Genomic DNA, 15,251 nt, shown 5'->3' on the forward strand with positions numbered 1-15,251 from the left:
CCCTGCAATTTCATGCTACCGATCCGATCACAAGCACGGTAGCGAAGCCGAGTCCGGCCAGCAGACTGGCTTTGTCCTTGACCGCAAAAACCAGTGGGTCATCATGCATGTTGCCACGGCTGGCCTGCATCCACATCCAGCTGACCCAGAACAGCATAAAAGGTATTGCTGCCCAGACCAGTGTCGGGTTGCTATACAGTTCAAGCACTTCTTCGCTGTTCAGGTACAGCGCCAGAATCATGACGGCGACGTAACCGGACGTGACTCCCAGCGTCTGAATAAGCGGGGCGTCGCTGGTGTAATATCCACGCCCGTGTGCCTTGCTCTCGCCACTGAGCGACTGCAGCGCGAGCTCGGCGTAACGTTTGACAAATGCCAGTGACAGGAACAGAAATACCGACTCCGCCAGCAGCCAGAACGACAGCTCCAGACTGGCAGCTGCGGTGCCAGCAATAATACGCAGGGTATAAAGCATCGCCAGGGTCAGGCAGTCCACCAGCATCAGTCGTTTGAGGCCAAACGAATACAAACAGGTAAGCAACAGGTAGAGGGCCAGCCATTGCAGGAAGGCAACGTTGACCCAGAGCGCAGCACTGATGCCCGCCAGCAACAGGAATGGCATCAGAACCACACCTTGCCAGGCCGGCAATAGTCCGGAGGCGAACGGGCGAAAGCGTTTGCGTGGATGCAGGCGATCACTTTCAAGGTCCAGCAGGTCGTTGGTGATGTATACCGCCGATGCACACAGGCTGAAGGCGACAAACGCCATGATCAGGGTTAGCCAGGTGTCGGTATCACTGAACTGATGGGCCGCAATCAGGGGAATGAACAGCAGCAGGTTCTTCAGCCATTGATGCGCGCGGATAACCCGCAACCAGGCAAGCGGCCCCCGGGGGCGTAAGGGAAACTCCTGCTCAATATCGCATACGGCGCGAGTCCGGTCACTGAGCCCGCTGGCGCCGTTAACCACAACGGCGCTGTGTGCGACACTCCAAACGGGCAGGTCTTTGTCGCAGTTGCCAACGTAAACAAAGCCGGTCTCGGCAAAGCGTGCTGTCAACGCGTCGGCCTTGTTGGCGCCGGACAGATTGGTTTTGCCATCACTGGCCATGACCTCGTCGAACAGCTGCAGGTGCTCAGCAATTCCCTGAGCGATGACCTGGTCTGCGGCGGTGCAGAGTACAAGCCTGCGCCCAGCATTCTTCTGTTGACGCAGCCAGACCAGAAGTTCTTCATTGTATGGCAGGCTGGCCGGATTGATCTGTGCCTGTTTGGCCAGGTGCTGTTTGAGGACTGCTTTTCCGCGTGCCATCCAGACTGGAATGGACAGCGTAGCCCACGGTCGCTCACGCAGCACTTTGAGTGCTGATTCGTGCAGCATATCCGTGTGGATCAGGGTGCCATCCAGGTCGACTACCAGCGGTTGATTCAAGCAATGCTCTCCCGTCAAAGCCGTCAGGGTATCAGATTAAACAGCGCGTGGGAATTTTTTGCAGCTTTGTTGGGGTATTAGTGGCAGGGTGGCAATCGCGGGGCAGCAACGTCAGGGTTCGTCCGGGTTTTCATCAAGCACTTTGCGTACTTTGGCCGCAAGTTCCTGCCGGCGATAGGGTTTATTCAGCAGATGCACACCGCGATCCAGGCGGCCATGATGCACAATGGCATTCTCCGTGTAACCTGACGTGAACAATACCTTGATGCCGGGGCGTAGCTTGAGGGCGAGATCGGCAAGCCGACGACCGTTCATTGAGCCAGGCATAACGATATCCGTGAACAGCAGGTCAATGTTGTTCATCAGTTTTAAGGTATCGTGAGCCTCATCTGCGTTTGTGGCGGTATGTACTTGGTATCCCAGTGCTTCAAGTTGGGCGCTGACGTGTTCGCGCACCAGCGGATCGTCTTCAACCAGTAGTATGATTTCATTGCCGCCCTCAATGTCGGGTGCCAGGTGTCCGTCATAATTGGTATTGTCTGCAGAGTTGGCGCGTGGCAGGTACAGTTTTACTGTTGAGCCTTCATCGATTTCCGAGTAAATCTTGACGTGGCCGCCACTTTGCTTGGCAAAACCAAAGACCATGCTCAAACCGAGACCACTGCCTTTGCCCATCTGTTTGGTAGTGAAAAATGGCTCGAAGGCTTTGCGACGTACTTCGGGCGTCATACCGGTACCGGTATCCGAGACCGACACCATGACATATTGGCCGGGCACCACCTCGTCCTGTGTGTCGGCATAGGCCTGGTCCAGTTGTGTGTTGCCGGTTTCAATGGTCAGTTTGCCGCCACTTGGCATGGCATCACGCGCGTTAATGGCGAGATTGAGCAGCGCACCCTCAAGTTGGCCCGGATCAACTTCCGATAACCACAGACCCCCTGCGTATACGGTTTCGATGTCAATGTGTTCCTGCAATGTACGTCGCAACAGGTTGTCCATGTTCTGGATCAGCTTGTTGATATTGACGTTCCTTGGGTCCAATGGTTGTCGACGTGAAAAAGCAAGCAGGCGGTTGGTCAGTTCGGCGCCGCGCTCTGCAGCCGTGGCCGTCATTTCTGCAAGCATCCGCAATTGCTGCTGATCGGTAAGCTGTTCGGTCAGTAGTTCTGCATTGCCCAGAATGACGGTGAGCAGGTTATTAAAATCATGAGCAACGCCACCCGTCAGCTGTCCTACCGCTTCCAGTTTTTGAGCCTGTCGCATACGCTCATCTAGCTCAATGCGATCGGTGACATCCATCATGCTGCCAACCATGCGAATGGCCTTGCCATCTCCGTTCCGTATGACAAAGCCGCGGTCACTGACATTCCGAATGGTGCCGTTGCTGTGCATAAACCGATACTGGTCTTGCCAACCGGTAGTCGTTCCATCAATGACCTTGTTGATACTGTCGATCACACGTTCTCGGTCATTTTCATGAATGTTGCGAACCCATGCTTCCGAGCTTGTGACGGTTGACACAAGGTCATGGCCATACACCGCGAGCATGTTGTCGTTCCACCAGATAGTGTCGTGCACCAGGTCCCAGTCCCAGATAGCGTCACGGGTTGCCCGGGCGATGAGGTTGAACCGTTCATTACTGATGCGCAGCGACTCTTCATTGTTGATGCGCTCGGTGACATCGCGGAAATAGACAGCAAGGCCGTCCTGGGTAGGGTGGGCACTTACTTCGAACCAGGCATTCAAGGGGGCCGGATAGAAGTCGGTAAACCGGACGGTATGCTGTTCGTTGACCGCCTCTTCGTAGCAGCGCCGAAAGTCGGAATCGTCTGCTGCAGGGAATTCGTCCCAGATACATTTACCCAGCAAATCTTCCCGGCGGCGCAGCAGTAGTATTTCCGCCTGAGTGTTGAGAAAACCGAAACACCAGTCGTGGTCTATTAAGAAGAATCCGTCGCTGATATTTTCCAGCGTTTGCTGTAATTGCTTTGACAAGGATTCAGAGCGTTCGCGCGCAACGATCAGTTCCGAAATATCCTGGAACGCGCCATGGACAGCGACGATTGTGCCGTTGTCATCCCTGACCGCCTCACCGATAGAGCGAGCCCACAATGTTCGGCCTTTGCCAGTGACAAACTGCACAATCTCATCGTAAGGCGTGCCGTCATTTACGCATCGATCAAAGACAGTCTGAATCCGGTCCCGGTGTTCGGGCGCATAGAATTCAATGGCCTGTTCCACCGATGGCTGGAAATCAGGTTGTACCTCATGAATCATCCTGGTTTCTGCCGACCAGTGCACCTCCTGCTTGACCAGGTCGACTTCCCAGCCCCCGAGCTTGGCTGCCGTTCCCGCGATACGGAGCAGTTCGCTGGTCTTATGATTTTTGCGCCTCACTCAGGGCCTCCTGGCGACTTTTTCTGGAATGTATCCATTGCAACGCTGCGTCGGGGGGCATGGGCCGGCCGATAAAATAGCCCTGTGCATGTATACATCCCAGATCGCACAGAAACTGTAAGGTCCAGTCATCTTCAACGCCCTCTGCCGTAACATTGAGGTCGAGCGCCCTGGCCAGGCCGATCACAGCGGCGGCGATCTTTTGTGACTCGATTGACGCTGAGGCTGACATAACAAACATTTTGTCGATTTTCATTTCGGAGAACGGCAGACGGGCAAGTTGTACCAATGACGAATATCCCACGCCAAAATCATCAATGGACAGGTGAAAACCCTTGATGCGGAACTGGGTCAGGTACTCAAGGGCGGCGACTGGGTTTTCCATGCTGCTGGTTTCGGTAATCTCCAGTGTCACCTGATTCGGCGCAACACCATAATGGTCACAGGCCTGCTGAACCCAGGCCGGAAACTGGGCATCTGCCAGCACAATCGGCGACATGTTGATTGACAGCTTCAGGTCCGTATCGAGAAAGTTGTCGGCGAACCAGGCCAGGCTGAGATCAAAGACCTGCCTTGTCAATTCGGCAATGTGGCCACTTTGCTCAGCCAGCGCGATAAACTGGTCCGGGAAAATCATGCCACGCTCGGGGTGCTGCCAGCGTACCAGGCTTTCAAAGCCCACCACCTGCTGGGTTGTACAGACTATCTTGGGCTGAAAATGCACGCTTAGCTGCTTTTGTGCGAGCGCTGTTGCCAGCATGTCGGCACTGACCGGCAACACTTCCTGCAGCCCGGGCGAGGCCTGCTTGAACTGGCTCATTTCCTGAAACAACAGGCTGCGCAACCGGGTGGGCGTGAAGGGTTTGGGCAGAACGCCGGAAACGCGCAGGCCGTTCTCCTCGGCCGCCCGGCTCGCGGCTTCCAGTACGCGTCCACCCAGACCGCTGGTGACAATGATGGTCCCCTGGCTGCCAGATACAGCCAGTCGGTGCAGGGTTTCGACACCATCAACATCAGGCATGACCAGATCGACAATCATGTGCGAAGGTTGCCAGCCTGCGACCAGTTGGAAAAACTCTTCAGCGTTGGTTGTTGATCGTGTTTCGAAGCCAGCCCTGCTGGCGATGGCGCAAATTGTCGCGTTGACGCTTACATCATCGTCCAGTACCAGCAGTCGGCGGGGAAGGTCTTCAAGGTAGTCTGGTGCCCCCATGAGTTCTCCTGTCCTGGAAATCAACTGTCATGTTTTTGTTATAAAACTGTTATCGAACTGTCGCTCGGTTGTTACAGACGGGTAATAAGGTACCCATCTTGAATACACTATCTGGGGTTTTACCTAATGACAACCAAAAAATTATATCGCGGTATCTGTCTGGCGCTCAGCGGCCTCGCAGCGTCACCCTTGGCGCTGGCGCAGAGCACACCGGCAGTAGAAGAAATGGTGGTAACGTCGCAAATGCGCACCTTTGCCAGCAGCTCGGTGAGCGAGGAAATGCTGGACCAGGTATCGGGCGCATCCAGCGTTTTGGGTGCCATCGACTATATCCCCGGGGTTCTGGTTAACGAGGGTGATGCCTTCGGCGGTGATGACTGGTCCACAACCATCAGCATCCGCGGTTTCCAGGTCAGCCTTGACGAACAGCAACTGGGCATGACCATAGACGGTATCCCCAATGGCAACTCCAATTACGGTGGCGGCTCCAAGGCCAACCGGTTTCTGGATACAGAGAATCTGGCGGCTGTCGATGTGGTTCAGGGTACCTCTGATATCGCGTCGTGGTCACACGAGGCACTGGGCGGCAGCATGAACTTCCGCAGCGTTGATCCGACGAGTGAGGCCGGCCTGACGGCGTCAACCACGTTTGGTGACAACAATGCACGCAAGATCTTTGCACGCTATAACACTGGCGAAATCATGGATAACACCTATGCCTGGATCAGTATATCCGGTTCCGACATTGACTCATGGATCGACGGGTCGGGTGAGTCCAACCGCGATCACATCGCAGCCAAGCTCAAGGGCTATTACGACAATTTTGAACTGACCGGCTATATCTCCTACGATGACGCGCACGAAGACAACTATCAACGTGTCACGCCGCAGGAATTCGTGGAAGATCCGACCTGGGACCGCCTGACCGGCAACTGGACGGGCATTCCTCATGTCGATCAGTTGTACCGTCGCGCCTGGTCTACCTTGCGCAAGAATCTGCTGGCCTATGCTAAAGCTGATTTTGAAGTGTCTGGCATCGATTTCAGCACCTCGGTTTATCACCACGACAACAGTGGCCGCGGTGACTGGATTCCGCCCTATATTGTAGACGTACGCAATGACGGCGCTGGCAACCCGCATTCGGAGCTGAATACCGGAGCGCCGGCTCTGGGCGGCAGCCCGCTGGGCACGATTACCTTTGTTGATGCCGATGGCCGAGCGCTGCAACCACGTCCCGGCTGTGAAAGCTCGCTGGTATTCCCGTACGGCGGCGCAGGCCCGGCTTACGACCCCGCATGTTTCCCGGCGGGCGCGCTGCCTGTCAGTTCCTACCGCCACACGGTTTATGAAAAGCAGCGTACCGGTTTTGTCGCTGACTTCTCCTGGGTTCAGGACTTCAGCCAGTTCGATAACACCTTGCGAGGCGGTTTCTGGTACGAAGACAACAACCGTAATGAATCGCGTGACTGGTTAAAAGTTATAGATTCCAGAACAAGTTATAACTTCAATCACGTGCCTTACTGGACGCAGTACGACCGGAGCTTCCCGCAGGAGACCATGACCTGGTATCTGGAAGACACCGTTGCCGTGGGTCCGCTCACGGCGCGTCTGGGCGTGAAGCAGTACCTGGTTGATATTGACCGTGAAGACGAACACCAGGGTGGCCTGAGAACAGCATCGGTGAACTCTGACTCCGATGTGCTGTTAAGTGGTGGTCTGGTTTACGCGACACCAATAGATGGGCTGGAAGCCTTTGTTGGCTACGCCGAGAGTTTCTCATCCATCAAGGACGGTGTGCTGGAGGCCAATCAGACTGCCCTGGATTCAGTGGAGCCTGAAACCGCTGACAGCATGGATCTGGGTCTGCGTTATACCACTGGTATGTTCAACGCCAGTCTGACTTATTATGATATCGAGTTCGCCAACCGTATCACCTATATCCCGGAAGGCTCCACCGACGGTATCGATTACCTGGGTGAAAGCGACGGTGCTTACGTTAACGTAGGCGGTATCGATTCCTCGGGTGTTGAGGCAGCCGTGCAGGCCAGTGTTTCTGAAACGCTTAGCCTGTATTTCTCCTACACCAAAAATGACTCCACCTATATTGGCACGCCAGACCCGGCCGCCAACACGCTGCTCGGCGTATTTCCGGGCAATACCGTGTTCGGATCTGCCGAAGACATGTTTGTCATCTCTGCCGACTGGCGGCGTGACAGCTTTTCCGCTGGCCTGACTTACAAGAATGTGGGTGATCGCTGGCTGGATGCTTCCAACACGACACGCATTGACGGTTACGGCGTAGCCGATCTTTATGTTGGTGTTGATCTTGCTGAGTACCTGCAAGGACTTGACGGTGCCAGCATAAAGATCAATGTCACCAATCTGACTGACAAGTCTTACATCGGTGGCGTTGCTGGCGGATGGGGCGGCTGGATAGCGCCGCCACGCACAGCGACAGCGACGCTGACTGTCGACTTCTGATAGTTGATCTGATGCCAGCAAGAAAAGCCCGCAGTGTATGCTGCGGGCTTTTTTTTCATCTGTATATTTTTTCAAAAAATGATGCCATGTGATCATGGCGGGAGAGCAGAATGACCAGTCGTATTTGTATAATATTGATGTTGCTTGTGGCCCCGGTGCAGGCCAGGGCGGCCGAGAACGTGGTTCTGATCACGATCGATGGGATTCGCTGGCAGGAACTGTTCCGTGGACTGGATGCACGTCTGGCCGAGCACCCGGACTATTCAGCGCGCAGCGAGGAACTGGTGTCGGCTTTCTGGCGCGAATCAGTAACAGCGCGTCGTGGCCTGATCATGCCGTTCGTGTACGGTGTCATGACAGCGCAGGGCGTCATGGTCGGCGATCGTGATCAGGGCTCATGCGCTCGTATGAGCAATGACTGGAACTTTTCCTACCCGGGCTATAACGAAATTCTCAGTGGCGTCACCAACGACAGTATAGATTCCAACGCCAAAGTACCAAATCCGGAAAAAACCGTGCTCGAATTGCTGCAACAGAATCCGGCTTTTGCCGGCAGAGCCGCGGCCTTTGGATCATGGGATGTGTTTCCCTATATCTACCATGTCGAGCGCAGCGGCATTCCCGTTAATATCGGCCTAACGCTTGATCCCGACAGTGATTTCGAGCGTTTCCTGAACACACTGCAACAGGATATCTCACCGCATTGGCCGACGGTGCGGCATGATGCGTTTACGCACCACTATGCGCTGTCGACCCTGCGCGAGCAACAACCGCGCTTGGTGCATATTGCCTATGGCGAACCAGACGACTTTGCTCACGATGGCAAGTATGATGAGTACGTGTTTGCGTCACGCCGGGTGGATGGGTTTATCGAAGAAGTCTGGCAGACGCTGCAGTCGCTTGAGCAATACCGGGATAACACCGCGCTGTTCGTGACAGTTGATCATGGCCGGGGCGAAATGCCGCTGGAAACCTGGCAGCATCACGCCAGCAAACGCGCCGTGGAGCAGTATATGACCAGCCTGGCGACGTATGAAAATGGCATCGAAGGTTCTGATGCCATCTGGATGGCTGCCATGGGCCCGGGTGTGCCTGCGCACGGCGCTATCGCACCTGATGAATGTTTGAGTGCCACTGGTATTGCGGCAACCCTTATGCATTGGCTGGGCGAAGACTATCAACGCTACAATGCGCAGATGGCCCCACCCATGAAGGAGTTTTTACCATGACGTCATTTGTGCGCAGAGCACTAAAGCCGGCAACATACCTTGGAATAAGTGGTTTGCTGATGTTGGTTATGGCGCAGGCGTCGGCACAGGGCCGCACTGTCATCGCCTTTGGTTCCTGCGTACACCAAGACCGGCCACAACCGATCTGGCAGGCAGTGCTGGCTGACGAGCCAGAGGTGTTTGTGTTTCTGGGCGACAATATCTACGGTGACAGTGAAGACCCGGCAGTGCTGCAATCAAAGTACGAACAACTGGGGGCGGTTGACGGTTTTCAGCGCCTGCGCGAACAGACCGATGTGGTTGCCATCTGGGATGACCACGATTACGGTGTCAATGACGGTGGTGCTGAGTACCCCGGTAAAGAAGCATCCCGCCAGGTGATGCTGGATTTCTGGAACGAACCTGAGGATTCCGAGCGGCGATCACGGCCGGATGGTATCTACACATCCTATGAATACGGCGAGAGTGGTCAGAAAGTGCAGTTGATCCTGCTGGATCTGCGCTGGAATCGCACGCCCTTGGTCGCCGTCACTGATCCGGCCAAACGGGAAGCCCGTCAGGCGCTGGACATGGGCCCATATGAGGCCGACTTGTCAGCCGCGGCGACCATGCTGGGCGAAGCGCAGTGGCAGTGGTTGCAGCAGCAGCTCATGGTTGATGCCGATTTGCGTATCATCGGCTCCAGCATTCAGCTATTGGCAGATTTTACCGGCTGGGAAAGCTGGGCCAATTTTCCCGCTGACAGGCAGCGTTTTTTCGAATTGTTGCAGTCATCCCCCCATGTGCCTACAGTGCTCATCTCCGGCGATACGCACTGGTCGGAATTCAGCCGTATCGATGATGCCGGGCTGCCTTTTGCCCTGGTGGAAATGACCTCATCCGGGCTGACCGAAGAATGGCATGCCATCAGCCCCAACCGACACCGGGTCGGCGAAGCCTTTGCGGTCGCCAACTATGGGCTGATTGACATCGACTGGTCCGCTGATGCGCCGGTGCTTGACATGTCCATCCGTGATCAACACGGCACCACGCTGCTGCAACAGACCGTGAGTTTCTGACAGCAGTTAACCATCGGGTCTGTTGTGTCGGGATGAGTTCAGGGCGGAAAGGGCGTATGATGCGGTGCCTGATGCCAATGAAAACGCCCGGATCTGAACACTATGGAAACTTTTGCCGCTGCCGTCACGCTGTTCCTGATTATGGACCCGCTGGGCAATATCCCGATATTCCTCAGTGTGCTGTCAGGGGTTGCACCTGAGCGTCGTCGGCTCATTCTTATCCGTGAGCTGTTGATAGCGCTGGCCATTATGTTGTTGTTCCTGTTCACGGGGCCGACGATACTGACCGCGCTGGGTCTGTCTCGCGAAGCAATCTCCATTGGCGGTGGCCTGGTACTGATGATCATTGCCATTCGTATGATTTTTCCGTCTCGCGGCGGTGTCATGGGTGATGATGGCAGCGAGGGAGAGCCATTGATTGTGCCCCTGGCCATGCCTCTGATTGCCGGGCCATCGGTGTTGGCTACCTTGGTGTTGTTGGCGGAGACCGGTCCGGATCGAAGCGGTGACTGGCTGCTTGCATTGATGGGCGCGTGGACGTTGTCGGCAGCCATTCTGTTACTGTCGCAGCGGCTCTACAAACTGCTGGGTGCCCGTGGCCTGAAAGCCATCGAACGGCTGATGGGCATGATTCTGGTGACCATTTCTGTGCAAATGCTGCTGGACGGATTCAAGAGTTATCTGGGCTGAAGAGGAGAGCACCCGTCGTGCTCTCCTCACTACGGATTTGAATTCTAGTCCGGGGACTTTTCAGACGCTGCACCCGCGTTGCTGCTATTAGTCTGGTCATGGCGCTTTTCCCAGAACGTCGCATTTTTGATCCCCAGTTTGCGCGGGTCAAACGTGATCGGCTTGCCGCTTTTTAACTGCTCTTCATAGTCTTTCAGGCAGGTGATGGCGGGGCCCGACACAAAATAGATCGCCAGGATACCCACAATGTTGATCCAGGCCATCAGCCCAACGCCGATATCACCGATAGTCCAGATGAAGCCGGCGCTGTTGACCATGCCGTAAGCCACCATGAACATGATCATGAACTTGATCACGGCCAGCGGGATTCTGGCCTTGAAGTAGCGATTGAGGTAAGCGGTGTTGGTTTCAGCAATGTAGTAATAAGCCAGAATCGTGGTGAAGGCAAAAAAGAACAGCGAGATGCCAACAAACACCGGACCGAAGTTGCCAAAGACACTGCCCAGAGCCATCTGGGTAAATGCTGCCGAGCTTATTTCAGTGCCGGCATCCACGTTCTGAACAATGAATTGACCAGCTTCCAGTGTGCCCTGAACATTGTACTGTTGAGTAATCAGGATCATGAAAGCTGTCGCTGAACATACAAACAATGTGTCGACATAAACCGAAAACGCCTGCACCAGACCCTGTTGTGCCGGGTGTTCGACTTCGGCCGCAGACGCTGCGTGCGGGCCAGTGCCCTGACCGGCTTCATTCGAGTAAATGCCACGGCGAACGCCCCAGCCAATGGCAGCACCGAAACCTGCCTGCGCGGTAAAGGCGTCGCTGAATATGAGACCAATCACGCCAGGCAACTGTCCGATGTTCAGGAAGATGATGATCATGGCCATGATGATGTAACCCACGGCCATAAAAGGAACCACAACCTGAGTAAAGTGAGCGATGCGCTTAATACCACCAAAAATGATGAAGGCCAGGATCATCAGAATGACCGCCAGCGCCACCAGTTTGTTGGAACCGACTTCGCCGAACTGAGTCACCACCAAGGTGCCTTCGCCAAACACCTGCGTTACCGCATTGCCAACGGCATTGGCCTGAACGCCGGGCAGGAACATGCCGCAGGCGACAATGGCGGCCAGTGCGAACAACACCGCCAGCCAGCGTTGGCCCAGGCAGCGTTCAAAATAATATGCCGGGCCGCCGCGGTATTGACCGTCTTCCTCTACCTTGTAGAGTTGGCCCAGTGTCGATTCGGCATAGGCAGTGCTGGCGCCCAGAAACGCCACCACCCACATCCAGAACACGGCGCCCGGGCCGCCAAAACCGATGGCGGCGGCAACGCCGGCAATGTTGCCGACACCAACCCGCCCGGACAGCGACACCGCGAGCGCCTGAAAGGAGGAAATACCCTGTTCGGATTCATTGCCTTTAAACAGCAGACGACACATTTCGCGGAAATGGCGTAGCTGTGCAAAGCGGGTAAGTACGGAGTAAAACAGGCCCGCACCCAGACACAAAAATACCAGTGCGCTGCTCCAGATGATGTTGTTCAGCGACGTAACCAGACCTTCCATTTTATTATCCTTGGCGTGCGTTCTTGGGTTGCATTAATGTGGTTCAGCCGGCGAACTGGGTCGCCTGACCCGCCACAATATACCAGCTGACAAACAGCGCATTGATAAATGCACCTGGCAGGTAGCTGGCCGTGCGCCGATACGTGTACGTGCTGATGATGCCGACAATCAGCAGCATCGGCACAAACTGTATCATAACAATTGTGTTCAATGGCTCAGCCGGTGTAATCAGCACGCCGCGCGTAAACAGGCTGATGTACTGGGCAAGCAGAAATGCCAGAAACCCACCCATCAGAGCCAGAGCATTGCTGGTGTATTGTTGCAGTGGTCGGTCGCTGGCGACCGAAAGGCCGCTGTGCAATGCGCGCAAGGCCAGGACAAAGAACGCCATAAACGGTATCAGGTAGACCAGCATCATCTGAACCTGACTCAGGCTCATGGCCTTGACGCCAACAAACCAGAATCGGAAATCAACCTTGAACAGGAAGTCGACTGCCAGTACTGAAAGATACGCCATGCCAACCGTGGCAATTGCGATGCTAATGGAAGGCAGCAGCCGATGGGAATACGTCAATTTGCCCGTCCGGATGATGAAACCAAGGATAGTAAAAATCACGCCGTTAACGATGGCCCAAACTGCAATCTGGCTGGTGATGGCCTGTGGAAACCACGCGGACGCGGGCATCAGCGCAGCGCCCCAGCTCATGGCCGGATAAAAGGTGGCAACCGGGATGACGGCGCTGACGATGGCGGCGAACCACCACTTGCCGGTGCGGCGCACGTAAGCTGTGGGGCTGTCCGGTGAATAAAGACCACTGAACCAGGGCGTCAGCAGCAGAATGTTGAAGCTGCCCAGTATCAGCATGACAAAGCCGATCAGGCCGATCAGGGTGCCAATTTCCTTGTAGAACCAGATTTGATCGGAAACAGCGTCAGGTGTACCACCCTCAAGAGTTTGTGCGAACCAGTCAGTGGCATGACCAATTGATTCATGCGACAGGTGATTGCCGGGGTGGGTGACTGGCGGTGAATGCCAGATGCGGGCACTGCCATCGGCAATGCTGCCGTAGACCTGACCTTCAACAACGGGGGCAGATGTGCCGAACAGGGTCTGGAGTTTGCTGCTGTTGCCAGCATCAGCGCCTTTGGCGACTTCCCACATCAAGGGCGCAAATTCGTCGTACTGTGCGAACACCAGGGACACATTGCGTGGCCAGTCAGGTGTGCCTGGCAACGCCATGCCGCTGCCGGTGCTGGAGCCCTGAAGCACCATGGACTTGTAGTCATCAGGCGCCGCCGCGGCCGCCGCGAGAACGGTCCAGCCACCCATGGAGTGACCTTCAAGCCCGATATTGTTGGTGTCGACAATATCCAGACTGCGCAGGTAGTTCAGTGCCGCCGGCCCGCCAAAACCATTGGCAAACGCAGGTGCGTCTGAATAACCGTGACCGGCCTGATCCAGCGCCAGCACAACATACCCGCGGCGGGCAAACTCAATGGCAAAACCGGACTGAACTTCGCGTGAGTTAATGTAGCCGTGCACGGCCAGAATCCCGGGTGCCGGCGTATCGGCACTGGCATTGTCCGGGACATACAGCAGTGCACTCAGGGTGTTGCCATTGGCGCCGGTAAAGCGCACATCCTTGATTTCAATGTCGCCGGCAGTCTGAATCTGGTGAGCCAACACAGAGCCTGCCAGGATCAGCAGGCAGGCGATGACAAACGTGCGCCAGTTGGGTTTATTAGGCATTATTGTTCCCCGTGCAGCTCGTCGCTTTGCTGGTTTAGTTATTAAGATCGTCGTAAATGATGTCGACCGCTATCTGTCGCATGTTGGCCGCGCCGGGGCGCATGCCGCCCTGACTCTGGATCATGCCGATCCAGAACATGTCATGCACCGGGTCGATCCAGAACCAGGTGCCGGCGGCGCCGCTCCAGTAGTAGGTGCCTTCACCCTGTTTGGAGCGAGCTGCCTCCGGGTCAAATATGACAGCGAAGTCGACACCAAAACCCTGGCCAGCCTGACCCGGGCGGGTATCGCCGCCGCGCAGTAACAAGCCGTCAGCAAGACTGTTGGTGCGCATGATCTCGACTGATTCGGGAGACAGAATGCGCTCACCATCGAGTTCGCCTTCATTCACCAGCATTTGCAGGAAGCGGGCATAGTCGTGTGTGCTCGATACCAGACCACCACCTCCGGATTCCAGACGGTCGGCATCAAAGTAGCTGGGGCGATCCGGCCGCTCCGCGTTGCGCATCAGTTTTCCCTGTTCACGATCCCAGCGATAAACATCCGCGAACCGGTCACGATCGGCTTCGTCGACGTAAAACGCAGTGTCGGTCATGCCCAGTGGCTGATAAAGGTGTTCTTGCAGGAATTCACCAAAAGGCTGTCCTGACAACTTCTCGACGATGTAACCCTGGATATCCACGGCAACAGAATACACCCACTGTTCGCCGGGCTGATAGAGCAACGGGATATTGGAGACTCTGCTGATCAGGGCGTTCAGATCAGGGGATGCCAGCACCTCAAGCTCACGAAAGGATTCATTGACCGGGTCATTGCCACTGAGCCCGTAACCAAAGCCGGCGGAGTGGTTCAACAGCTCGCGCATGGTAGGTTGACGCGTCAATGGCCCCAGCTCAATGTTGCCGGCCTCGTCATATTGCAGCAGCACCTCAAGGTCGGCGAATTCCGGAATGAATTTACTGACAGGGTCGTCAAAATCCCACAAACCCTGCTCACGCAACATCATCAGGGCAACCCCGGTGATGGGTTTGGTCATCGAGTAAATGCGGAACAGGGTATCTTTGGTCATTGGTCGCTGGTCTTCGATAGATGCATAACCGGCGTTGTCATACGTGGCGACTTGACCGTCTTTGGCCAGCATCCAGACCATGCCGGCGACATCATTGTCAGCAACAATCTTTTCCATGGCGGCGTCGAGGCGATTGATGGTATCGACTGAGAAGCCGGCGGCTGTGGCGCCATCGGCTGTTGTCGGCCAACTGGTGTCAGCATATGCGAGGCTACCGGACAGGAACAGGCTGAACGCCAGAAGGGCGCTAATGCCGAATCTGCGGCAACGAGGGGAGCATTGGGAGTTCATGCGATTAGAAGCCATGGTCGGAGTACCTCTTTGATATTGTTATTTAAGCCAAGAGTAACCGTTGCGA

The 15,251-nt window shown here is 55.6% G+C and carries 10 protein-coding genes; 4 read left to right on the forward strand and 6 right to left on the reverse strand.

What is annotated here, in order from left to right; genetic code table 11:
* Nucleotides 1-10: 10 nt before the first annotated feature.
* The 3 genes from PHACT_RS11880 to PHACT_RS11890 form a co-directional block, all read right to left on the reverse strand.
* On the reverse strand, nt 11-1,432 hold the full coding sequence (locus tag PHACT_RS11880; protein WP_083264544.1) for a UbiA family prenyltransferase: 1,422 nt from the start codon (nt 1,430-1,432) through the stop codon (nt 11-13).
* 111 nt (nt 1,433-1,543) lie between these two features.
* Complete coding sequence (locus PHACT_RS11885) at nt 1,544-3,829, reverse strand: hybrid sensor histidine kinase/response regulator (RefSeq protein WP_070117964.1); 2,286 nt, start codon at nt 3,827-3,829, stop codon at nt 1,544-1,546.
* The gene (locus PHACT_RS11890; RefSeq protein ID WP_070117965.1) at nt 3,810-5,042 is read right to left on the reverse strand and encodes an EAL domain-containing response regulator; all 1,233 of its coding nucleotides are present in this window, start codon (nt 5,040-5,042) and stop codon (nt 3,810-3,812) included. Before PHACT_RS11890 ends, PHACT_RS11885 begins: the two co-directional genes overlap by 20 nt.
* A 126-nt stretch (nt 5,043-5,168) precedes the next feature.
* Between PHACT_RS11890 and PHACT_RS11895 the strand changes: the two genes are divergently transcribed.
* From PHACT_RS11895 to PHACT_RS11910, 4 genes are all read left to right on the forward strand, one after another.
* Nucleotides 5,169-7,523 (forward strand): TonB-dependent receptor, encoded by a 2,355-nt coding sequence (locus PHACT_RS11895; RefSeq protein WP_070117966.1) that lies wholly within the window; start codon nt 5,169-5,171, stop codon nt 7,521-7,523.
* 110 nt (nt 7,524-7,633) lie between these two features.
* Nucleotides 7,634-8,752 (forward strand): alkaline phosphatase family protein, encoded by a 1,119-nt coding sequence (locus PHACT_RS11900; protein ID WP_070117967.1) that lies wholly within the window; start codon nt 7,634-7,636, stop codon nt 8,750-8,752.
* The gene (locus tag PHACT_RS11905) at nt 8,749-9,810 is read left to right on the forward strand and encodes an alkaline phosphatase D family protein (protein ID WP_245730725.1); all 1,062 of its coding nucleotides are present in this window, start codon (nt 8,749-8,751) and stop codon (nt 9,808-9,810) included. The genes PHACT_RS11900 and PHACT_RS11905 overlap by 4 nt, the downstream gene beginning before the upstream one ends.
* A 102-nt stretch (nt 9,811-9,912) precedes the next feature.
* On the forward strand, nt 9,913-10,500 hold the full coding sequence (locus tag PHACT_RS11910; RefSeq protein WP_070117968.1) for a YhgN family NAAT transporter: 588 nt from the start codon (nt 9,913-9,915) through the stop codon (nt 10,498-10,500).
* Nucleotides 10,501-10,544: 44 nt separating this feature from the next.
* On the opposite strand, the gene PHACT_RS11915 is transcribed toward PHACT_RS11910, so the two are convergent.
* Genes PHACT_RS11915 through PHACT_RS11925 form a run of 3 tightly spaced genes read right to left on the reverse strand, consistent with a single transcriptional unit; the run spans nt 10,545 to nt 15,199 of the window.
* Nucleotides 10,545-12,074 carry an alanine/glycine:cation symporter family protein gene (locus tag PHACT_RS11915; protein WP_070117969.1) on the reverse strand — a complete coding sequence of 510 codons (1,530 nt, stop codon included), beginning with the start codon at nt 12,072-12,074 and terminating at the stop codon, nt 10,545-10,547.
* A 43-nt stretch (nt 12,075-12,117) separates the two neighbouring features.
* Complete coding sequence (locus PHACT_RS11920; protein ID WP_070117970.1) at nt 12,118-13,824, reverse strand: alpha/beta hydrolase family protein; 1,707 nt, start codon at nt 13,822-13,824, stop codon at nt 12,118-12,120.
* Between the two features lie 34 nt (nt 13,825-13,858).
* Complete coding sequence (locus PHACT_RS11925; RefSeq protein WP_083264545.1) at nt 13,859-15,199, reverse strand: serine hydrolase domain-containing protein; 1,341 nt, start codon at nt 15,197-15,199, stop codon at nt 13,859-13,861.
* Nucleotides 15,200-15,251 lie beyond the last annotated feature (52 nt).

Origin of the sequence: Pseudohongiella acticola, from assembly GCF_001758195.1 — a bacterium.
Classification (GTDB): domain Bacteria; phylum Pseudomonadota; class Gammaproteobacteria; order Pseudomonadales; family Pseudohongiellaceae; genus Pseudohongiella; species Pseudohongiella acticola.